20 protein-coding genes are annotated in these 23,003 nt (G+C 31.9%); 9 read left to right on the top strand and 11 right to left on the bottom strand.

All coding sequences use genetic code 11. From position 1 onward, the window contains the following. Positions 1 to 219: 219 nt before the first annotated feature. Positions 220 to 1,284 carry an iron-containing alcohol dehydrogenase family protein gene (locus DFR54_RS10780; RefSeq protein ID WP_114290235.1) on the bottom strand — a complete coding sequence of 355 codons (1,065 nt, stop codon included), beginning with the start codon at positions 1,282 to 1,284 and terminating at the stop codon, positions 220 to 222. Between the two features lie 166 nt (positions 1,285 to 1,450). On the opposite strand from DFR54_RS10780, the gene DFR54_RS10775 reads away from it, so the two are divergent. From DFR54_RS10775 to DFR54_RS13250, 7 genes are all read left to right on the top strand, one after another. Continuing rightward, positions 1,451 to 2,896, top strand: a complete 1,446-nt coding sequence (locus DFR54_RS10775; RefSeq protein ID WP_376716387.1) for an ABC transporter substrate-binding protein/permease — start codon at positions 1,451 to 1,453, stop codon at positions 2,894 to 2,896. Continuing rightward, a complete protein-coding gene (locus tag DFR54_RS10770; protein ID WP_114290233.1) occupies positions 2,889 to 3,611 on the top strand; it encodes an amino acid ABC transporter ATP-binding protein in 723 nt (240 codons plus the stop codon). Before DFR54_RS10775 ends, DFR54_RS10770 begins: the two co-directional genes overlap by 8 nt. Positions 3,612 to 3,686: 75 nt before the next feature. Then, on the top strand, positions 3,687 to 4,835 hold the full coding sequence (locus DFR54_RS10765) for a pyridoxal phosphate-dependent aminotransferase (protein WP_114290232.1): 1,149 nt from the start codon (positions 3,687 to 3,689) through the stop codon (positions 4,833 to 4,835). A gap of 107 nt (positions 4,836 to 4,942) precedes the next feature. Then, positions 4,943 to 5,209 carry a hypothetical protein gene (locus DFR54_RS10760; protein WP_114290231.1) on the top strand — a complete coding sequence of 89 codons (267 nt, stop codon included), beginning with the start codon at positions 4,943 to 4,945 and terminating at the stop codon, positions 5,207 to 5,209. A gap of 167 nt (positions 5,210 to 5,376) precedes the next feature. Continuing rightward, on the top strand, positions 5,377 to 6,246 hold the full coding sequence (locus tag DFR54_RS10755; RefSeq protein WP_114290230.1) for a cation diffusion facilitator family transporter: 870 nt from the start codon (positions 5,377 to 5,379) through the stop codon (positions 6,244 to 6,246). 87 nt (positions 6,247 to 6,333) lie between these two features. Continuing rightward, positions 6,334 to 7,452: an NAD(P)/FAD-dependent oxidoreductase gene (locus DFR54_RS10750; protein ID WP_114290229.1), complete on the top strand. Its 1,119-nt coding sequence runs from the start codon at positions 6,334 to 6,336 to the stop codon at positions 7,450 to 7,452. A gap of 43 nt (positions 7,453 to 7,495) precedes the next feature. Next, positions 7,496 to 7,669 carry an SPJ_0845 family protein gene (locus DFR54_RS13250; protein ID WP_167800259.1) on the top strand — a complete coding sequence of 58 codons (174 nt, stop codon included), beginning with the start codon at positions 7,496 to 7,498 and terminating at the stop codon, positions 7,667 to 7,669. 44 nt (positions 7,670 to 7,713) lie between these two features. Here DFR54_RS13250 and DFR54_RS13545 read toward each other — a convergent pair whose 3' ends face one another. The 4 genes from DFR54_RS13545 to DFR54_RS10730 form a co-directional block, all read right to left on the bottom strand. Then, a complete protein-coding gene (locus tag DFR54_RS13545; protein ID WP_227259503.1) occupies positions 7,714 to 7,971 on the bottom strand; it encodes a prepilin peptidase in 258 nt (85 codons plus the stop codon). Positions 7,972 to 8,168: 197 nt separating this feature from the next. Further along, a complete protein-coding gene (gene yihA / locus DFR54_RS10740; RefSeq protein ID WP_114290227.1) occupies positions 8,169 to 8,750 on the bottom strand; it encodes a ribosome biogenesis GTP-binding protein YihA/YsxC in 582 nt (193 codons plus the stop codon). 88 nt (positions 8,751 to 8,838) lie between these two features. Further along, positions 8,839 to 10,365, bottom strand: coding sequence for a glucosaminidase domain-containing protein (locus DFR54_RS13245; RefSeq protein WP_126809088.1), 1,527 nt, complete (start codon positions 10,363 to 10,365; stop codon positions 8,839 to 8,841). 201 nt (positions 10,366 to 10,566) lie between these two features. Further along, positions 10,567 to 12,378, bottom strand: coding sequence for a glycerophosphoryl diester phosphodiesterase membrane domain-containing protein (locus DFR54_RS10730; protein ID WP_114290226.1), 1,812 nt, complete (start codon positions 12,376 to 12,378; stop codon positions 10,567 to 10,569). Between the two features lie 366 nt (positions 12,379 to 12,744). Between DFR54_RS10730 and DFR54_RS10725 the strand changes: the two genes are divergently transcribed. Next, positions 12,745 to 14,082, top strand: a complete 1,338-nt coding sequence (locus tag DFR54_RS10725) for an FAD-dependent oxidoreductase (RefSeq protein WP_114290225.1) — start codon at positions 12,745 to 12,747, stop codon at positions 14,080 to 14,082. A 32-nt stretch (positions 14,083 to 14,114) separates the two neighbouring features. Here the strand turns inward: DFR54_RS10725 and DFR54_RS10720 are convergent, their stop codons facing one another. Together DFR54_RS10720 and DFR54_RS10715 are read right to left on the bottom strand one after the other, a co-directional pair. Next, the gene (locus DFR54_RS10720; RefSeq protein WP_170126958.1) at positions 14,115 to 14,969 is read right to left on the bottom strand and encodes a VOC family protein; all 855 of its coding nucleotides are present in this window, start codon (positions 14,967 to 14,969) and stop codon (positions 14,115 to 14,117) included. A 124-nt stretch (positions 14,970 to 15,093) separates the two neighbouring features. Then, positions 15,094 to 15,924: a nucleotidyltransferase domain-containing protein gene (locus DFR54_RS10715; protein WP_114290223.1), complete on the bottom strand. Its 831-nt coding sequence runs from the start codon at positions 15,922 to 15,924 to the stop codon at positions 15,094 to 15,096. Positions 15,925 to 16,408: 484 nt separating this feature from the next. Between DFR54_RS10715 and apf the strand changes: the two genes are divergently transcribed. Then, positions 16,409 to 16,981, top strand: coding sequence for an aggregation-promoting factor (apf, locus tag DFR54_RS10710; protein ID WP_086341418.1), 573 nt, complete (start codon positions 16,409 to 16,411; stop codon positions 16,979 to 16,981). Positions 16,982 to 17,469: 488 nt separating this feature from the next. Here apf and DFR54_RS10705 read toward each other — a convergent pair whose 3' ends face one another. The 4 genes from DFR54_RS10705 to DFR54_RS10690 all read right to left on the bottom strand — a co-directional run bounded on the left by DFR54_RS10705 (position 17,470) and on the right by DFR54_RS10690 (position 22,941). Next, a complete protein-coding gene (locus DFR54_RS10705; RefSeq protein WP_126809090.1) occupies positions 17,470 to 19,929 on the bottom strand; it encodes a heavy metal translocating P-type ATPase in 2,460 nt (819 codons plus the stop codon). 18 nt (positions 19,930 to 19,947) lie between these two features. Further along, positions 19,948 to 20,379 (bottom strand): CopY/TcrY family copper transport repressor, encoded by a 432-nt coding sequence (locus tag DFR54_RS10700; RefSeq protein ID WP_114290222.1) that lies wholly within the window; start codon positions 20,377 to 20,379, stop codon positions 19,948 to 19,950. A gap of 124 nt (positions 20,380 to 20,503) precedes the next feature. Next, positions 20,504 to 22,237 carry an ATP-binding protein gene (locus DFR54_RS10695; RefSeq protein WP_114290221.1) on the bottom strand — a complete coding sequence of 578 codons (1,734 nt, stop codon included), beginning with the start codon at positions 22,235 to 22,237 and terminating at the stop codon, positions 20,504 to 20,506. Beyond that, positions 22,234 to 22,941 (bottom strand): response regulator transcription factor, encoded by a 708-nt coding sequence (locus DFR54_RS10690; protein WP_114290220.1) that lies wholly within the window; start codon positions 22,939 to 22,941, stop codon positions 22,234 to 22,236. Before DFR54_RS10690 ends, DFR54_RS10695 begins: the two co-directional genes overlap by 4 nt. Positions 22,942 to 23,003 lie beyond the last annotated feature (62 nt).

Raw genomic sequence — 23,003 nt, 5'->3', positions numbered from 1 at the left:
TTCAAGGTCACTTGGATAAAAAGAAAAACCCAACCTTTCTAAAAATGAGTACAAAAATGCCTCGTCTTTAGAAAAATTAGGTTTAGCCAACTAAATGTCACTATCCGTTAAGTTGTTGTTTATAAAATTAATACTAACAAGTGTTTCAAAAAAAGTCAACGGTTTCATAAAAAAGGTGTGAGATAAGGATAAACTTACCTCACCCGTTCTTGTCATTAGTTACAGCTCTTCTAAACTTTCAATGGCTGCTAATACTTTTTCTGTTGTAATTTCTAGTGGTAACAAGAGCATACACTCGTCTTTACTTGCCAAATCAGCTACTTTTTCCATTTCTTCTTTTAAAATACCCATTTCAGAATATTTAGTTGGTAAACCAAGTGACTTGTAAAATGGTAATAATTTTTTGACTTCATTCCATTTTTCTTCAATTCCTAGTTGGACTAAGATACCATAAGCTACTTTTTTACCATGAAGAACACTACTTGTTTTTGGGATAAAGGTCAGAGCATCGTGAATACTGTGAGCCCCTGATGTTCGCCCGTATTTATCTCCAAAACCACCGACCATTCCCGCAAGTAAAATATTCGTTTCAATCACCTTAATAAACTCTGATGACAACTGATTATCTTCTAAATCTTGAAGAGCTTTTTCACTGTTTGTCATTAAGTTTTCCTGACAGGATTTAGCTGCAAAATGAGCCACTGAGATTTCAACTGATGGCTCTTTAATAATTGAAATAATCGGATCTGCCTCATACCATTTTGCTAGTGTATCACCTATACCTGCTACTAAATAATCTTTTGGCGAGTTTAATAAAATACTTGGGTCAATTAAAGTTAAACTAACACTTTGAGATAAGATTTTAAAATCAACCATCTCATGATTTTGATTATAAACAATACTTACAGGTGTATAAGCTGCACAAGTTGATGCTAATGTAGGCAGACAAATACTTTTTATTTTTAGAGAGTCTGCTACTAATTTTGCTAAATCTAGTACTTTTCCACCACCAATCCCAATAATTCCATTAATATTTTCTTTTTTAACAAGTTCTATAAAATAATCAGCAATTTCAAACTGACATTCATTTTGATAATGAGCATATATGCCTTCTACCTTTTTAAATTCTGGTAAAAATGGTTTTGCTACTGCTAAAGATTTTTCACCATGCAAAATTAATACTTTATCTATTTGCCTTCTTATTAAGTGTTCTTCTAAATAACTCCATGCTCCAACCTCGCAAATATACTCTTCTGGCGCACCTCTAACAATCAAACTATTCATAAAAAATAGCCCTCCCTTAATTTCATTAAATAAAGAATAGACTTTTTATGCATAAAAATCAACAAATATTCAGAATTTTATACAAATATTCATTTTTAACTTGAATATTATTCAATTTATATGTATAATTCAAACATCGACAAAAATAAAAGGAGTACAACGAATGATAAATAAATGTAAAAAACAATTAACGATTGCCCTTATTTTTATTTTCAGTTTATTCGGACAAACTTTTGTCCAAGCTGAAACAAATGATCCAACCCTGAAAAAAGTTCAAGATAAAGGTGTTTTAACAGTGGGACTTTCTGCTGACTACGCACCTTATGAGTTTCATGCCACTGTTGATGGAAAAGACAAGATTGTTGGTATGGATATCGATATCGCACAAAAAATTGCTGATGATATGGGTGTTGAACTAAAAGTTGAAGAGTATGGTTTTGACGCTTTAATTGGCGCTTTGAAAACTGGAAAAATCGACATGATTATTTCCGGTATGTCCCCAACACCTGAGAGATTAAAAGAAGTTGATTTCTCTAATCCTTACATGACTGTAGAACAAAGAGTTGTCGTGCGTACAAGTGATGCTGGTAAATATGATGAGTTAAATAGTTTAGAAGGCTTAAAAGTTGGTGCCCAAAAACAAAGTACTCAAGAAGAATTAGCTATGAATGAATTACTTGCAGATACAGTTTCTCTACAACGTTTACCTGATATCATAATGCAACTACAAAACAATAAAATTGAAGGTGCTGTTATTGAGGGGCCAGTTGCTGAAGCTTATATTTCTCAAAACTCAGCTTTATCTTTCTCTGATATTAAATTTAAAGATGGCACAAAACAAACTGCTGTTGCTATTCCAAAAGATTCAACAGATTTTGCAGACTCAATTAACCAATCAATTAAAGAAGTCTTAGATGAAGATTTAATGGCTGGCTACAAAAAAGATGCTTACGAATTAATGTTTAATGAAGAATCTTTCTTAAAAAAATATTTACCTTATTACGTTAAAGGAACTGGATATACTGTTTTCCTTGCTTTTGTTGGTGTATTCTTCGGTTCTATTTTAGGGGCTGTTTTAGCTCTTATGAAACTATCAAAAAACAAATTACTAAAAGGTATTGCTTTTGTTTATATTGAATACGTTCGTGGAACTCCCTTACTTGTTCAAATCTTCTTAGTATTCTTTGGCTCAAATGTATTAGGTTTAGAATTAAGTGCCTTAACAGCAAGTTGTTTAGCTCTTATTTTAAACAGTGGTGCTTATGTGGCTGAAATTGTGCGTGCCGGTATTAATGCCGTTAATAAAGGACAAACTGAAGCAGCACGATCTCTTGGTATGAATCAAGCACAAGCTATGCGTCATATTGTCTTACCACAAGCGATTAAAAATATTTTACCTGCCTTAGGAAACGAATTTGTCACAGTTATTAAAGAATCATCTGTTGTATCTGTTATTGGTGTATCAGAGTTGATGTTCCAATCTGGTGTAGTTCAAGGAGCAAGCTTCAAGCCTTTCTTACCAATTATGATTACCTCACTGATTTACTTTGTCTTAACATTTACACTATCTAGAATTTTAGGTGTTGCTGAAAGGAGAATGGCCAATGATTAATATTGAAGGTTTAACAAAAACATTTGATAAAAATGAAGTTTTAAAAGGAATTGACCTGACTATTAATAAAGGTGAAGTAGTTGTGGTAATCGGCCCTTCTGGAAGTGGTAAAAGTACCTTTTTAAGATGTTTAAATCTTTTGGAACAACCTACAACAGGAACCATTAATTTTGAAGGTGTTGATTTAACTGACTCAAAAACAGATATCAATCAACTACGTCAAAAAATGGGAATGGTGTTCCAAGGATTTAACCTCTTCCCTCATAAATCAGTGCTAGAAAATTTAACTATTAGCCCTATTAAAGTAAAAGGTGAAGACCCTAAAGAAGCCGAAGCAACTGCTCTAACACTTTTAGAGCGTGTTGGTCTTAAAGATAAAGCAACTAGCTTCCCCTCTCAACTTTCAGGTGGACAACAGCAACGTGTGGCAATCGCCAGAGCTCTTGCTATGAATCCAGATGTCATGCTTTTTGATGAACCAACATCAGCCCTTGACCCAGAAATGGTTGGTGAAGTATTAGCAGTTATGAAAGACTTAGCTAAAGAAGGTATGACGATGGTTGTTGTGACTCATGAAATGGGATTTGCCCGAGAAGTAGCAGATCGTGTCATTTTTATGGCTGATGGAATTGTTCAAGAAGATGCTACTCCAGAAGAGATTTTCACAAACCCACAAAACAGCAGAACACAAGATTTCTTAAGTAAAGTGTTATAATACAAATAGACACATAAATAAAAAGGCAACTATAAAAAGCTGCCTTTTTTATTTTGACATAATAGGAGGATTACGATGGATTCAAGATACTTAAAAACCTTTTATCAACACCCTGAAGAAAATATTTTAATGGATTTTACAACTATGGCTAGCCAAATGGATAACCTTTTAAATTTATCAATTGGTGACCCAGATTTAGTTACTAATTTAGCCATTAGCCAAGCTGCGTTTGAAGATGTTAAAAATGGACATACTCATTATACAGCATCAGATGGTAGTGCTGATTTTATTGAAAGCGTGATTAATTTTTATCAAAAACAATATGATTTAAACTTTGAAAAAAATCAAGTTCGCGCCACTGTAGGAGCACTACAAGGGATGTATTTAACATTACAAGTTCTACTTAATAAAGAGGACGAAGTTATCATTCACGAGCCCTTCTTCTCGCCTTACAGAACTCAAGTCATTGAAGCAGGTGGAACACCTGTTATCATCCCAACTTTTGAGGAGGATGAGTTCCAAATCAATATTGATATCTTGAAAGCGGCAATTACATCTAAAACAAAAGCGATTATTATTAATTCACCAAATAACCCAACTGGTGCTGTTTTCTCTAAAGAAACATTTAAAGAGATTGCTGATTTAGCTATTGAGCACGATTTCTTTATTTTATCAGATGAAGTTTATGAGGCCTTTAGTTTCTATGAAGGCTTCACACCTATGGCAACTTTTGCTCCAAATCATACGATTACTTTTAGTAGTTTTTCTAAAGCTTTTGCTATGACTGGCTGGAGAATTGGCTACATGATTGCACCAGATTATATTAATGCTACCTGCAAATTATTAAACGAGGACATTACTTTCTCAGCACCAACCCCCTCTCAGCGAGCTGGTATTTATGCTCTAAATAACTACCAAGAATTAGTGCCTGAAGTTGTTGCTGTTTTTAAAGAACGCTTAGAATATGTTGAAAAACGTGTTAAGGAGATTCCATTCTTAAGTTTACATCCTGTTAAAGGAAGTATGTATGCTTTTATTAATATCTCAGCATCTGGTTTAACTTCCATGGATTTTGCAACTAAGTTACTTCAAGAACAACAAGTCTTAGTAATTCCTGGTAAAGCATTTGGAAATTCTGGAGACAACTACATCAGACTGGCCGCTACACAAAGTATTGATGTATTAAAAGAAGCCTTTGACAAAATTGAAAAACTAGAATTTTAATAACATTAAAAATAGGTTCAGTTGTTTAATAAATCTATTAAAAAATAAGATTTTTTACTTTTCCTCTGTTAATTGCTATGATAAACTTATTTTAAGGAGTGATGTATATGTCTAGAAAAAAATTATCTCTAGTTGAGATTACAAATAGTATTTTAAAGACATCTCTTTATCTTGAAAAAGGGATACTAATTATTGTTTATAACAATACAAAAAGAAGTGTTCACCTAGATATCGATTTCTTTGAACTAGTTTATCAAGGAGAAGATCTTTACCTAAACTTCTCAATTGTTGGGACTGACTCTGCTTATGATGAGCGTATTAATTTATCAGCAGTCAACAATATTAATGGCGTTTCTATTAACGAAAAAATTTAAAACCTATATTAAGAAGAATACTGGAGCTCAAGCTTAGTGTTCTTCTTATTTTTTGTTTCCCCTAGTAGATATTTTTAGGAGTGCTTAATTATTATTTTCCACCTTTTCTAAAACCTATTTGGTCTGTTATACTTTCATTCAGTCATAAAAAAGGAGTCGAACCATACATGTCAAAAAGAAGTGCCGAATTAAAACAAGCAGAAAAAGGAGCTATTGTTAGTATTATCGCCTACGTTTTCCTAGCTCTTTTAAAATTAGGTGTCGGAAGTTACGCTAACTCAAAGGCCCTCTACGCAGATGGACTTAACAACTTTACAGATACGATTGCTTCTGTTGCAATTCTAATTGGATTAATGGTTTCAAGAAAGCCTGCTGACAATGAACACAGATACGGACACTGGAAAGCTGAAAATGTAGCTAGCTTACTAACTTCATTGATTATGTTTGCTGTTGGTTTTGAAGTTTTAATTAGCGGTATTAAATCCGTTATTAATAGAAATATTCAACAACCTGAACCAATTGCTGCAGCTGTTGGTATTTTCTCAGCTGTTGTGATGTTTTTAGTTTATTTATACAATAAAAAGCTTGGTGAAAAATATAATAGTAGTTCCCTCCAAGCTGTCGCTAAAGATAATTTTAGCGATATGCTAACAAGTTTAGGTGCTGCTATTGCCGTCTTTACTGCTACTTTCAACTTAGCTTGGTTAGATACACTAACTGCTTTAATTATTGCGTTAATTATTTTAAAAACTGCCTTTGATATTTTTAGAGAAAGTACTTTCTCACTATCAGATGGTTTTGACCGTGAAAAATTAGTTGCTTACAAAGAAGAAATCCTTAAAACATCTGGCATTGAAGAAGTAACTGTTTTAAGAGCTAGAACTCTTGGTGCTAATGTTTTTCTTGATATTACAGTAAGAATGAATCCTGACTTAACTGTTAGAGAAAGTCATGAAATCGTGGATTGTATGGAACAAGAATTAAAAGCAACTTTTGATATTTTTGATATTGATGTTCACGTAGAACCAGTTGAATAAATCAAAACTAGTTAAGAATTTTTTAGTTCTTAACTAGTTTTTTGTTATACTAAGAACAATAATTATATTTTGAAAGAGGCAATAAATATGACAAAAAAAATTGGTATTATTGGAGCTGGTATCGTTGGTTCTACTACTGCTTACTACTTAGCAAAAGAAGGGCAAGAGATTACTGTTTTTGATGATGGCGTTGGACAAGCTACTTCAGCAGCAGCTGGAATTATCTCCCCTTGGCTATCTCAAAGAAGAAATAAAGAATGGTATTTTTTAGCAAAAGAAGGAGCTAAATTTTACCACACCTTAATAAAAGACTTAAGTGAAACAACAGATACAGCACCTATTTATCAGCAAACAGGAACCTTACTATATAAAAAAAATCCAAAACTATTAGAAAAACTTGAAAAATTAGCAACTGAACGAAAGATTGATGCACCAGAAATTGGTGAGATTGCTACTTTAACACCAACAGAAATTAAGACATACATTCCTAATATTTCCATTGAGGATGATGCTTTATATATTTCAGGTGGTGCTAAAATTGATGGAGCTGCTTTAGTATCTGCTCTAACACATGAAGTTAAATCTCTAGGAAATACTATTATCTCAGATAAAGTAACTGCTATTAATTACATTGATAATCAGTGGCAAGTAACAAGTAATAATAACATTTATACCTTTGACCAATTAGTTTTAGCAAGCGGTGCTTGGATTGGTGAGTTGCTACGTCCTTTAAATTTTTATGTTGATGTTAGACCTCAAAAGGGGCAATTAATTGAATTAGATACTAATCTAGATACAACAAACTGGCCTGTTATTATGCCTGTTGGTGAAACAGATATTATTCCATTTGATCAAGGAAAAATTTTAATTGGAGCAACTCATCAAAACGAAGCAGGTTTTAACTTAGAAAAAGAACCAGACGTATTAAATACCTTAAAAGAACAAGGAACAAACATAATGAAAGACTTAGCTAATTTCGATATAAAACACACTAGAATCGGAACTCGTGCTTATACCTCTGATTTTTCTCCCTTCTTTGGAGAAATTAGTACCTTACCTAATTTATTAGTGGCTAGCGGATTAGGTTCCTCTGGCTTAACAACTGGACCGATTATCGGTAAAACATTGGCCGATTGGTGTCTTGAAAAAAGCACAGATTTTGAAAATTATCGCAGCAAACCTAATAGCTATATCTACCCTAATTAACTAAAATTGTGATATGATAGTAAAAAATAAAGGGGGATTACTTATGGGAATGACCTTTAAGAAAAAAGATAGTTTAGAAAAATTATTTGAAGAATTTGCTATTGACCCAGATAAAAAAGAAAACGAAAAAGCCATTAACAAAAACACGCAATTTAAAGTGGATATAACAAATGCAACTGTCACATTTAAAGACAATGAAAAAAGTGATTCCAAATAAATGGAATCACTTTTTTTAGATGGTTTTCCAACTGTTTGATTGTGTCATCCTAATAAATGATAACAAACAAGCATCAAAAGTCCTGAAAAGCTCTCAATTAGTACATAACTAATAGGGATTCGTGTTTTACATTTTCGACATTTTCCATGTAAATAAATCCACGAAAAAACTGGAATCATCTCGTACCAACTAAGCTTATTTTTACAACTAGTACAATGAGATTTAGGTAATACAATAGACTGCTTATTAGCAACTCTAGAAATAACCAAAATAAAAAATGATCCCAAACTACTCCCAAACATAAAAATTAAACAATTCAGAATTAAGTATTCTTTTATACTCATATCTAACATCCTTTGTCTTTCTTAAAAAATAAAAAGATTTATCTTATTCTTCTATTCTCCTTCTTAAATATAATATAAGTATTTTGTCAAAAAAATAATTCTAAACAAAAAAACTCATAAAAGATAAATACTCTTTCATGAGTCTGTTTTATTTTTTATAAATATTTTTCAATAGCTTCCCAAGCTTTTTCTTTGCCTTCTTTTGTTTCAGAAGAGAAAACAATAAAATCATCACTAGGATCAAAATTCAATTTTTTCTTAATAGCTGATTCATGTTTATTCCATTGATTTTTTTTAATTTTGTCACATTTTGTTGCTACAACAATCACTGGAATATTATAATATTTTAGAAATTCATACATTTGAATATCATCAGCTGTTGGATCATGTCTCATATCTACAAGTGAAACAACTGCTTTTAATTGCTCTCTTTCAGTAATATAAGTTTCAATCATCTTACCCCATTTAGCACGTTCTGTTTTAGAAACTTTAGCATAACCATAGCCTGGAACATCTACAAAATGAAGAGCTTCCTCAATTAAATAGAAGTTAAGTGTTTGAGTTTTTCCTGGTTTACCAGATGTTCTTGCTAAGCCTTTACGGTTAATAAGCGTATTTATAAATGAAGATTTACCAACATTTGAACGGCCTGCTAAGGCAATCTCTGGTAATTTTGTATTCGGGTATTGTTCTGGTTGAACCGCACTAATTACGATTTCGGCATTATGTACTTTCATGTTATCGCCACTTTCTTTCTTTAGTCTTTCCTATCTTAACAAAAAAAGAAAGAAATGAACACTAGGAGTATCCATTTCTACTTGATTTCTATTTAAAATTTAAATAATTTGCTGGATTCATGTAACCTGACCATAGTTCTGTATTAATAGCAAAGTGTAAATGAGCACCTGTTGAGTTCCCTGTTGAACCAACAAAACCAATCATCTCACCCATCTCTACAGTTTGATTTAAGCTAACTACTACACGGTTCATATGGAAATAACTTGTTTTTAAGCCATTCTCATGTTCTAAAATCACATAATTACCAGCAGAAGAGTCAAATCCTTTAGCCGTAACTTTTCCTTTAGAACTTGCATAAATTAACGTATTTTCAGGAACAGCTAAATCAATTCCGTTATGGTGTTCTGCCCCTCTATCACCAAATGAGCTAGAGATAACATAACCTTCTTTTAATGGCACAATAAAACGACTTTCTTGTTTTGTTTTAATGTTTCTAATTGGGTAACTAGTTACTTTTTCTTGTCCAACAACAAGTTTACTTTGTTTCAGTAAATCAGCTTCTTTAATAGTTTTATTCCAAGCTAATAATTCTTCTTTAGTAATCTTGTATTCAGTTAATAAGTTATCGATTGTGTCTTTTTCTTTTACATCGTGGTAAACAGCTTGGATACTACCTTGTTTTTCTAACTTTTTATCAAAGAAAGTTAAATCATAAGTTTCAATTAATTTGTTTAATTTTTGATCATACTGAGTATCAGTAGCATAGCGACCCGTTAAAAACTTAGTTGCTTCTTTATAATCTTTGGCTTGATTTTTTAAAACACCTTTATAAAATCTACCATTACCTTCTTTTTCATTTGTTAAAAGTTCAGCATAATCTTCAAAAGATTCTTTATAACTTGGGTATTTTCTAAATGATGCTTGAATCGTATAAAGTTGACCTTTTCCATTATCTTCATTTGTATAAAAATTAGCTGATTGTCCTTTGTAAGAACCTTTGATACCAAAAAGATTATAGTTTGGACTTTGGCTTAATTTACTTGTTCCTGATCCTGTTTCAAGAATTGCTTGAGCAATCATTACAGAGGCATACAAATTATATTCTTGACCAACTTCTCTAGCCTTGTCCCCAATACTTTCGATAAATTCTTCTGTTGATTGGTTTTTAACTACTGTTATTTCTGAAGTCGAAACTTCAGTATTTGGTTGCTCTATTTCTGAAATAATCGGTGCTACTTCTTTAACAGGTTCTTTTGGTGTCACCACTTCTTTTTTAGGTTCTTCACTTGAAGTTGTTCCTTCTGTTGTCGAACTTTCTGTTGTTTCATTACTAGTTTCAGTTGTTGTTTCTTCTATTTCTGAAGATTCTGTTGTCGTTGTTGATTCTTTTTCAGTTGTTTCTGTTGACGCTTCTGTTTCTGAACTTATTGTTGTTTCTTCCTCAGATGTGTCAACTGTTTCTTCTTCTGAAAGTTGTTCTTCTTCAGTTACTAAAGTTTCAGTTTGGCTCTCTTTAGTCACAAATTCGTTAGTAGCAGCATAGCCAATTATTGGTGAAACAATACCGCTTGTTAATGTTCCTACAACTACTGCTATAAGCATTTTTTTCTTCATTTTGTATTTTCCCTTGCTCTCTATAAAAAATTCCAACGCCAACGATTATACCACTTGGATAATAATTAAACTAATACAGCGACTTGTGTTTTTTAAACTTTACTTTATACACAGTTTAAACATACAAAGATAGCATATAACTACTAAAAAAACTGAAAAATAAGTTTTTATCCTTATTTTCCAGTTTATTATTTTTGTTTATTAACCAATTCCAATAACAAAGTAAAGTAATTTATCAGAGTAAGTAATATCTTCTTTACTTGTATCAGTAATTGTTTCATTTAATAATTCCATTTGATCTGTAATCATCCCATCAATGCCGTAGAACATCATACGTGACATGGTTTCTTCATCATTAGGTGTCCAAGCATAAACAGCTTTTCCTTGAGCATTGGCTGATTTTATAAAGTTAGCATTTAAAGTTGTGTACTCTAAGGTAAAGAAGTCCATCTCTCCTTCTGGCGGTCCAACAACACTAAATGGCATAATATAACCTACTACCATCTCTGGTGCTTTTTTCTTTAACTCCTTAACAATATCAAAAGATAAAGACTGAATGACATGACCTTTTTCTAAAATATTATCACCATGCATCTCAATAAAATTATCAATCATTTCTGGTGTATCATCTTTAGTTGGCTTGATTTCTATCATTAATTTTTGGTCAATTTCATTAGCTTTTGCTAAATAATCATCAAATGAAGCAACTGGTTCTTCCTTACCATTATCTTTAACTGTAAGTTTTGTTGCTTCTTCTAAAGTTAATTGATTTGGTTTCACACTTGTTCCAGTTAATGCTTTCATATTAAAGTCATGGAAAACCACAAATTTTTGGCCTTTCGTTTCTTGAATGTCCATTTCAACATAATCTGGATGTGTTGTCTTACTTGTTTTAACTAAGGCATCTATTGAATTTTGAGCGCCATTACCATTATCAACTCCTCGATGTGACACTCTGATTGGTTCAACTGAGGCTGGATTACTTAAAAACTCTGCATTAGCTGTTCCAACAACAACTGTTAAACCAATGACTAAAAGAACCATACCTAAACCTTTTGAAAATTTCATCCAACTAGCTTGTTCTTTTTGAGTTTTTACTTTATACCAAGATAAAGTTTCTGGTAAAAAGTTGTTTGTTCCTAAGTAATCTATCGTGACAAAGAAAATCCCCACAAGTGAAAATACTAAACTTAACAACCAAACTACTTGAATACCTGTCATTAATACAATGGCCGAACCTAGAGCATATTTAGCCATATTAGCTTCAATTAAATGTTGGATGTATATCATTAAAGATGTAACTAATCCCGAAATTAAAATAAAAGAACCCATCACAATGACAAACTGAATTAAGACTTTTAAAAAGTTACCTTTTGTTTCTTCCCAAGAAAATTTAACAGATTCTTTGAAAGAACGGTCTTTTAAAATCATTTCTGGTAAAGTAAAAATAAAGCGAACCGCTAAGTAAATCAATATAATATAAAACAAAATAAATAGAGCTATAAACAAGACACGGTTTTCAAAAATCACATCTAAAATAAAGACTGGAATTTGAAACTTCGCTAATAATTCAGAGTTAAATTTAATACCACTTAAAGGTAGTACTAAAAAGAAATAAAATAAGAAAAATAAAAGAGCTCCTATACTGATTTTCTTAAGCTGTAAAAATGTTCCTTTTAGCAACTGTTTTAAGGATATTTTCTTCCTAATTTTAATAAAATAAACACTTAGTAATAGGAAAGTAAATTCAAAAAAGACAGAAACTACTAATAGAAGTGACATTCCTATTAATCCTAAGAAGACAAATGGATGCTGGGACATAATCACTCCTAAATTATCATAAGAAATGTAAGGAATACCACCTTGTCTTAAAATAAACTGAGTTACACTTACTAAAAAAGGAGTAAAGAAAAACATAATAAATCCATGCATTAATAAAACATCTAAATAAAAACCTTTAGACTCACTCATAAACTCCCATGTTTTCTTAAAATTACTAATCAAATACTTCATACCAAACAACCACCTTCAACTGTTTTCAATCTGCTTATTTTACTTAATCATTATATCTTATATTGTATTATTCATCTCTTTATTTTGACTTTTTATTCTAAATACCTCTCTTTAAAAAAATATTTTTAATCATTTTTTCTTTTCACATAAAAAACAAGTTAAAAAGTTTGTTCACTAACGCACCAACCCTTAGAAAACATTGATTATTATTTTCACAAATAAACTTATTTTTATTTTTTATTACTCCTTTTTTAAATTTTTATCACAAGCATAACTTTAGAAAACTCATTTTTTATCTGATATATTCAAGAAGTATTACGAAACTAAACCTTTGTGATACAAATAATTATAAAGGAGTAACTTCATATGAAAGTTATCGTTATTGGCTGTACCCACGCTGGAACAGCAGCTGTAAAAAATATTTTAAAGCATCAACCAGATGCTGAAGTACTTGTATACGAAAGAAACAACAATGTCTCTTTCCTATCTTGTGGTATTGCTTTATATGTTGGTGGCGTTGTAAAAAATGCCAACGACCTGTTCTACTCAAATCCTGCCGAGCTTGCCTCACTAGGTGCAGTGCTTAAAATGGAGCATAATGTGACATCCATTGACACTGAAAATAAACAAGTAACAGCAACTAATTTAAATACAGGCGAAGTTGAAACAAGTAGTTATGACAAACTTGTTATGACAACAGGTTCTTGGCCAATTGTCCCTCCTATTACTGGTATAAAAGCAGAGAACATTTTACTATGTAAAAACTTCAATCAAGCTAATGAAATCATCGCAAAAGCTGAAACAGCTAAAAAAATAGTTGTTGTCGGTGGTGGTTATATTGGGATTGAATTAGTTGAAGCCTTTGTAGAATCTGGTAAAGAAGTTACTTTAATTGATGGCTTAGATCGTATTTTAAATAAATATTTAGATAAGTCTTTCACTGATAAATTAGAAGAAGATTTAAGAGAACGTGGTGTAACCATTGCCTTAGGGGAAAATGTTCAATCATTTGACGCGGATGAAAATGGTAAAGTTAAAACAGTCCACACACCAAGTTCTTCATTTGATGCAGATATGGTTATTATGTGTGTTGGTTTTAGACCGTCTACAGAATTATTAAAAGACAAAGTTGATATGTTACCAAATGGTGCGATTATTGTTGATAAATACATGAAAACAAGTAATCCTGATATTTTTGCTGCTGGTGACAGTGCTGTTGTTCACTACAACCCAACTGATTCTGTAAGCTATATTACACTTGCTACAAATGCTGTTAGACAAGGGTTATTAGTTGGCGCTAATATTAAAGAAGATACTCTAGCTTACCGCGGAACACAAGGAACTTCTGGCCTTTACTTATTCGGTTGGAAAATTGGTTCAACAGGAATGACTATTGAAAATGCACTAAACAGTGGCATTGATGCTGATTTTGTTTATCTAGAAGATAACTACCGCCCAGAATTTATGCCAACAACTGAGAACGTTATGATGCAATTAGTCTTTGAAAAACAAACAAAACGTATCTTAGGAGCACAGTTAATGTCTAAATATGACATCACTCAATCCGCAAATACGTTATCATTAGCTATTCAAAATAAAATGACAGTCGAAGATTTAGCTATCAGTGATTTCTTCTTCCAGCCTCACTTCGACCGTCCATGGAATTACCTAAACCTTCTTGCTCAAGAAGCCTTAAATAAGTAACATGACGAGAACATAAGTTGGCGCTTATGTTCTTATTTTTTTAATTCCATATATACTATGATACCATTTGGATCAACTATTTTGAATACGTTGTCACTCTTTAATTCAATTGGATAGTTTTTTTGCGCTAATTTTTCTTTCATTTCTATAAAGTCTAAAGCACTTTCCCAAATAATTTCATATTGATTAATTCCTAAAGAGTTTTCTTCTCTTGTGGGAATTCCTTCTCCTAACCAGTTATTCACACCGATTTGATGATGATAGCCATCCATTCCAAAGAATCTTGCATGTCCGCCTAAATCATCAGTTAAAGAAAAGCCAAGTATATCTTGATAGAAAGAAACATTTTTTTCAAAATCGACACCTGTTAAATGGACATGACCTACTTTTGTTCCCTCTGGCATTTTAGATAAACTCCCAACTGAAGCATCAAGTACTCCTTGAGCATCCATTTCAATAGTAATTCCAGGTATTTTGCCGTTTGGTTGAACATTCCAAACATCTCTTGGTTTATCCCAGTAAATTTCAATTCCATTTCCTTCTGGGTCATTTAAGTATAAAGCCTCACTGTAACCGTGATCTGCCGCCCCACCTAATGGTGCTTTAATTTCTAATAGATGTCTCAATATGCCACCTAAAGCCCCACGTGTTGGTAATAAAAAGGCAACGTGGTATAAACCTGTCTCTCTTAATCTATTTTTTTTTGGTTCTAAAGGCAGTAAATTCAATAATATTTCCCCTGTTTCTTTTATACCTAAAGAAATTTTTTGACTACTTTCTTCTATTATATGCAGCCCAATTACTTCCTCATAAAATCTCCCTTGTATCTCTAAGTTATTTACATTTAATGTAACTGCTCCTAATTGGATTGTTTGATTGTTTTCCATCATTAAAACCTCTCTTACTTTTTATTAGTTGAATTGTACTATTTATTTAGTTTAATTACTAATAATAAGTATTGAGCATAATAAAAAACTATAGTATAAGTTTTAAACTTATACCATAGTTTACTTACTCTTTATTTTCCTCAGGTAATTCTACTTTGAAAGAAATTCGTCGATGTACTTTTTTAAAGGTTTCTTGAGAAAAAGATAATCGGTTATACGTTGATATCTTTTCAGCTGCTTCAAATACTAAAATTTCCATTTTTTTAGTGAATTCTTCTAATTGTTCTAATTCAAAAGGTGTGTAGGACAAAATAAAATTCGCTTCTAAGTGAGTTAATTTTGTTTTTCGACCTTCATATTTAGCCCAATCCATAGCAGGATTAGGAGCAAAACCTTTTGAAACATACCACATAGAAACTAAACAATGCTTCATAGATAAAATTAACTGTTCTAAATAATTATATTCTTCTCTTTTCCAGCAACGATATAATTCAAAGTAATCCGCATAATAATTATTAATTAGCTCGTCGAATTCTTTTTGAGTAATTGAATAACTTAAACTTTGAGATTTTTTAGATAAATCTTCTAATAAGCCAAAGTCTTTTACAATGGCAATGTTTTTCATCCAAATACTTGGTGTTAAGTCCTCAACAGTGTAAACAAATAAATCTAACTTTATAAATGTATCATAATGAATAATAGAACTTTTTTCTTCAAGTTTTTCAATAAATAAGTATTTTCCAATAGCTCGAATAATCTCAACTTGTTTTCTTTTTAAATTAATATTATCTTTTACAATGATTCTGGCATCAATATCAGAATAATTATCCTCAGTTTTTGTGCCTATAGACCCACTAAAGAAACAACCTAATATTTCTTCATCTTCTTTCACTAATCGAATTAAACGATTCTTCAATCGGTCACGATCTACAGGTAAATTTGAATCTACTAACATAAAAAATAGCCCCCTTCTATTAATTTTATTCTTTTTTTATTGAAAAAAGCAGCTTTTTCTTAATATTTTCAAAAAAGAAAGCTTGATTTTACGCTACAAACATGTGTCTTTTCAGAAACAAGAGTAAACCTTGTAATAAATGAATAACTGATTCACTATGAAAAGAACGAACATTCGTCTTTTTAAAACCCTCTTAAAACAAAAACAAGTGAATAATCTTAATCTATTTATTCGTTATAACTGATTTTATCACACATTTCTTTTCTCCGTGTACTTTATTTTAACAAACTAACGACACCTTATTTTCAAAACAAAATCCTTTTATTAAATATTTCTAATTGAGATAAATTGTTACAAAATCAACCTTTCTGTAATCAAATTAAACAATTTTCTTTACCTACGAAATAATTTTCGATGGTAAAGTATGTTCAGTCGTTAAGAGCGACAAAAAATTATTTAAATGAGAAGGGGATTTTTTAATCTTATGAAATCACTACAAAAAATATTACTTGGAACTACTATGGCATTAGGCTTTGGAATTTTTGGAACTACTGTACTTGCTGATACTTTATATACTGTAAAATCAGGAGACACTTTATCAACTATCTCTCATAACTTTGTTGGAGATAATAGCCTAATCAATACTATCGCTAAAGAAAACAACATTAAAAATATTGACTTGATTCATGTTGGTCAAGAATTAAAAATTACAACAGATGGTGAAATGGTTTACGTTGAAACACAAGCACCTGCTGAAACTTATGTAGCTCCTGTTGCTGAAGAAACTTACGTAGCTCCTGCTGCTCCTGTAGCACAAGCTCCTGCTTACTCAGGAAACTCATCAAGTGCTAAAGAATGGATTGCTCAAAGAGAATCTAATGGTAGCTATTCAGCTATGAACGGTCAATATGTTGGACGTTACCAATTAACTGATAGTTACTTAAATGGTGACTACTCACCAGAAAATCAAGAACGTGTTGCGGATCAATATGTTGCCGATCGTTATGGTTCATGGGAAAATGCACAAAGCTTTTGGATGAGTAACGGTTGGTACTAATCTAAAAAAACAAAAAAAAAGCTGTTTATCAGCTTTTTTTTAGTTTAAGATGTAAACGTTTGCATTATTTTTAAATCCATGGTATAAATAAGGTGTAAGGAGCATATAGATTCCCGAAGTTGAAGAGTGAAGGTAACAAAACATCAACAATTGATCGAGTTTATATGTATCTAGGCAACATAAGTAGTAAAGGAAGTGGGAATTTGGTACTCCTTACTTGTTATCGATAAGGTTAGCGAGTTTATGCGTAACACATTTTTAATTAGTTAGCGTTTCAACATTTTTCAAGTACTTTAAGTTAGTAATGAAAGAAGACAGAACAACAATTAATTTCCAACGAAAAAAGCATAATAATTTAGCTCAACTTTAAGTAGTAAAAGTAAAAAGTAAGACCAATCAGTAAATAAACTCTCCCTCGCTAGCCTTATTCTTTTTTAATTAAATAAAGAACCAGTATCAAAAGTAAAAACTTATGATACTGGTTCTTTTTATTTACTTGGTTTAAATCTTTTTAATCTTAAAGCATTCAATAAAACTGAAACGGAACTAAAACTCATGGCTGCTCCAGCGATCATTGGATTAAGTAGTGGACCACCAAATAAATATAAAAGTCCCATAGCTACTGGAATACCTAATGTGTTATATAGGAATGCCCAGAAAAGATTTTCTTTAATATTTTTAATAGTTGCGTGACTTAATTCAATAGCTGTTGGTACATCCATTAAATCACTTCTCATTAATACAATATCAGCAGATTCTATTGCCACATCTGTTCCTGAACCAATAGCAATCCCAATATCAGCTTGTGCAAGTGCTGGAGCATCATTAATTCCATCACCAACCATTGCCACTTTTTTACCTTCTTGTTGAAGTTTCTTCACTTCATTTGCCTTATCTTCAGGTAATACTTCACTTAGAACGCGGTCAATGCCAACTTGTTTAGCAATGGCTTCAGCTGTTCGTTTGTTATCTCCTGTAAGCATAGCAACTTCCAGCCCCATACGATGAAGTTTTTCAATAGCTTTTAAGCTACTTTCTTTAATTGTATCTGCTACAGCAATAATTCCTAGTAATTCATGACTATTAGCAATGTACATTGGTGTTTTACCTTCTTTTGCTAATCGATTTGATTCTTCTTCAAAATCAAGTAAATCAATTTGTTTTTCTAGCATTAACTTTTTATTACCTAAAATGAATGTTTCTTTTTCTATCTCTACTTCTATCCCATGACCTGGAATAGCTACAAAATGATCAATTTCTTTGAAGGTCATTCCTTGTTCTTCAGCTGCTAAAACAATCGCTTCGCCTAGTGGATGCTCTGAGCCTTTTTCAGCTGAAGCTGCTAATAATAAGAAATCATCCTTAGATAGACTACCTGTTACTAAAATATCTGTTACAACAGGTTTTCCTTCTGTAATTGTTCCTGTTTTATCAAACACAATAGTTTCAATTTTATGAGTTGTTTCAAGAGCGTTACCACTTTTAATTAACACACCATTTTCTGCTCCCTTACCTGTCCCTACCATAATAGCTGTTGGAGTCGCTAAGCCTAGGGCACAAGGACAAGCAATGACTAAAACTGAAATTGTAATGGTTAAAGCAAAAACCCATGATTCTTGGCCTAAAAAATACCAAGCAATACCTGAAAGAATTGCTAAAACAATAACAATTGGTACAAAAACCCCGGATACTTTATCGGCTAATTGGGCAATTGGTGCTTTTGAGCCTTGAGCGTCTTCAACTAATTTAATAATTTGAGAAAGAGTTGTGTCTTTTCCAACTTTTGTTGCTTCAAATTGGAAAGAACCATTTTTGTTAATACTTGCTCCAATGACTTTATCCCCAGCTTTTTTCTCTATTGGAATACTTTCCCCTGTTAGCATTGACTCATCAACAGCACTTGTCCCAGAAACAATAACACCATCAACTGGAATTTTATCTCCTGGTTTAACAACAATCACGTCACCTAATACCACATCATCTACTGAAATTTCAGTTTCAACACCATCTCTAATCACAATCGCTGTTTTAGGAGCAAGTCCCATTAATTTTTTGATAGCTTCAGAAGTTTTCCCTTTTGATACTGCTTCAAAGTATTTTCCTAATGTAATTAAAGTTAAAATAACCGCTGCTGATTCATAGTACAGGTTCATAGCAAAATGATGATCACCTAATAAGACCATGATTGTGCCGTATAAACTATAAAGGGCTGCAGCACTTGTACCAAGAGCTACAAGGGAATCCATATTAGGATGCCCTTTAAATAATGCTCTGAATCCAACAATGAAAAACGGACGACCAATAATGAGTACTGGAATCGTTAAAGCAAGTTGCAGTAAAGCAAATCTTTCTGGATAAACCATCGGATGAATCATTTCTGGAATCGGTAAGCCAACCATCTCACCCATTGCAATATATAATAGGGGTACTGTTAATACAGCTGATTGCCAGAAACGTGACCACATTCTTTTAATATGTTTTTCTTTTTTCTCTTTATCTAAATCAGCTTGAGCTTCTTGAGATAAACTTTCTTTAGCACTATAACCTGAATTTTTTACAGCTTCCATAATATCATTAGATGATAATTCACTTGGGTTAAAATCAACAACCATTTTTTCTGTGGCTAAGTTGACACTTGCTGATTGAACACCATCTAATTTGTTAATAACTTTTTCAATCGTTTGACTACATGAAGCACAGGTCATTCCAACAATGTCATACTGCATATGCTCTCCAGGCATAACTACCTGATAACCGGCATCATCAACTGCTTTAATAACCGCTTCTTCATTAGCACTATTTTCATCAAATGAAACTGTTAATTTTTCCGTTGCTAGGTTAACACTTGCTTCCTCAACGCTTGGAACTTTACTGACTACTTTTTCCACTGTTTGAGCACAGGACGCACAAGTCATCCCTTCAATATTATAAACTCTTTGGTTACTCATTTTTCTTTTTCCTCCTTCCTAACAATTACATTGACCAGGAATACAGTTACATGACACCTCAGTAGGTGCTGAATCTTTTTTCTCTCTTAGTAATTTCTCTAAAATCTCGATATCTGAAATAGATAATTCTCTTTCTTTTACAGTTTCAATTAAAGTGCTACCGATTTTTTTATTACAAATTTTATCAAATAATTCATTACGTGCCTCTTTAATCGCATCATCTTCTTGAACAGAAGCTTGATAAACAAATTGTTTACCTTCTTTTCTTGTAAATAAATAATTTTTAGCAACTAATCTTGAAAGTAACGTCTTAACTGTTGATGGTTTCCATTCAGTTTTACTTTCCAAGACATTAATTATTTCTGTACTTGTTGTTTCTTTTTTAGTCCAAACAACTCTCATAATTTCCCATTCTGCATCAGTGATTGTTTCGATTTGTTTGTTAGTCATAAGATGACCTCCTTATATTTTAATTCCTCAATAGCTATTTACAAATCTATCATAACTTTATAGTTTACAATTGTCAATTGTAAAGTTTAAAAAAGAGTTGTGACATATTAAGTCACAACCTCTTTCAATTATTAGTCATTGGAATTTTGACAATCACTGTAGTTCCTTCTCCTAAATCACTAGCTAGTTTTATTGTACCACCTAAAATTTCAGTATAGTGTTGTACAATGGATAAACCTAAGCCAGAGCCACCAGTGTTTCGTTGTCTTGATTGACTGACGCGGTAAAATCTTTCAAAAATTCTTTTCTGATCCTCATCAGAGATTCCAATTCCAGTATCTTCTACAGTTAAAATCAATTCATCATCCATCTCTTTCAAATAGATAAAAATCGAATCATTTTCCCCTGTATATTCAACAGCATTTTCAATTAAATTTTTAACAATTAATTGAAAGGCATTTCCTGGTAATGCAACTTCTTTGGATAAAGAGCTATCAAAAGTAACTCGAATATTCTTTTCAGATAATTTAAAGAGATATCTTTCTAGCTCTTCTTCTATCACTGTTACTGGGTTACTGACAACTGTATCAAGCATATAAATATCCTTCTCAGTTTTTAGTAACATCATAATATTTTGAATTAATGCAAGTAATCTCTTACCTTCACTTTCAATAATCTGAATAAATTCTTCTGAAGCATTAGGATCATCTTTAGCTCCTGCAAGTAATGTCTCTGCAAAGCCGATAATGGAAGTGGTTGGAGTTTTTAATTCGTGAGAGATATTGCTTATAAAGTCTTCATGAACTTTTTCAATTTGTTTCATCTCCGTCACGTCATAAATAATACCAACATATTCTGTTGTACTAGATTCTAAAATTCTAATAATCACGTTAAGCTCATGATTTTTAGGAGATTTTAAATGAATATCACCTTGAACTTGCTCTTTTGTTGAAACTGCTTCTTTAATCAAGCGGTTCATTTTTTTATGTCCAAACCACTCTTCATAGTTTGCTGATTTTTTAGGAGAGGCAAATAGTTTTTCTGTGACACCATTTGCTAAAACAACTTCCAAGTCACTATTTAAGATGAAAATACCAATATCTAAATTTTCAAAAAGAAAGGCTAATTTTTCTTCATTTTGTAATTGCTTGTAATATAGCAATTTAGTTTCATCCATTAATTCATACACAGTTTGATACAACTCCTGCCATTCACTTGGTGCGTCAACAACATCTTGTTTTTTCTCAGGATTTTTTATGGCATTTCTTAAAATAGGAAGAATAAACTGAATCGGCTTACGGCTTTGTCTTAAAATATAAAAATACATCGACAAAATAATCCCGCTAATCACCACTAATGAAGCTAGAACATAGCCTTGGAATTGTTTTAAGTCTTGACTTACACCTGTGTATTTTTCTGAAAGTCTTAAAATACCCACTAATTCTTGATCAACGAAAACTGCTTTTGACACATAAATTAGTTTTTCATCTAAGGTTGTACTTTCTCTAACGGCGTAACCTTCCTCTTTACCATCTACTAGAATCTCTTTAATCTCGGAGCGTTTTTCTCTTGTTCCTTTGGCTGTTTGTTTGTGGGAAGTATCATACAATATCATGCCTGTTTTATCTAGTATGGTTAGTCTGCCAGTATTCTCAACACTTTTATCAATTTTTTCTTCATTTAAATCCAATTTTCCTTTATCAAATAAGTAAGGGATTAACACATCAATTTCACTACTTAATTTCTCTCTTTGTTGATTCAGGACTTCTTGTTTAAAAAAGTAGGTGGTGTAAAGGCCACCACCTACTAATAAGCTGATTACTAAGATAACAATTAATTTAGGAGTTAATTTTTTCATTCTTCTATCTCCTGAAACTTGTAACCAAATCCTCTGACTGTTTTAATATACTGTGGTTTTTTGGGATCATCTTCGATTTTTTCTCTCAGATGAGAAATATGAATATCCACAGTTCTTGATAAGTGATACATATCATCTTGCCAGATAGATGTCATTAATTCATCACGACTAATAATTCTATTTTGGCGCTCCATTAAATAAATCAGCAGCTCAAATTCTTTTTTTGTAAAATTAAGTTCTTCATCATTTTTAGTCACACGATAATCTTTCGGGTAAGCAATCAGACTTCCTACTTGAATAACTTCTTTCGGTGCTGATTCAGGAATTTTGTCACCAGATATGTCTAATCGTCTTTCTACGGCACGAATACGTGCTACTAATTCTCTTGGGCTAAATGGTTTAGTTAAATAATCATCTGCCCCAATTTCAAGTCCAATAATTTTATCTACTGTTTCATCTTTTGCTGTTAGCATTAAAATAGGTGTCGAGATTCTTTCTTTACGAAGTTTTTTAGTGACATCAAAGCCATTTACTTTAGGTAACATCAAATCAAGGATAATAAAATCGTATTGATTTGTTAGAGCTTTGTTAATCGCATCTTCTCCGTCATGACACACATCTACTTCGAAATTTTCTTTTTCAAGGTTATATTTTAACAGTGTGGTAATAGAAGGTTCATCATCTACTACTAGAATCTTTTTCATTAAAAAGCACACCCTTTCTTAGCATTTGTTAATTAACTACACTATACCATAGAATAGATGAG

The sequence above is a fragment of the Vagococcus fluvialis genome (assembly GCF_003337315.1).
Classification (GTDB): Bacteria; Bacillota; Bacilli; order Lactobacillales; family Vagococcaceae; genus Vagococcus; species Vagococcus fluvialis.
This window is presented reverse-complemented; position numbering and strand designations above follow the sequence as displayed.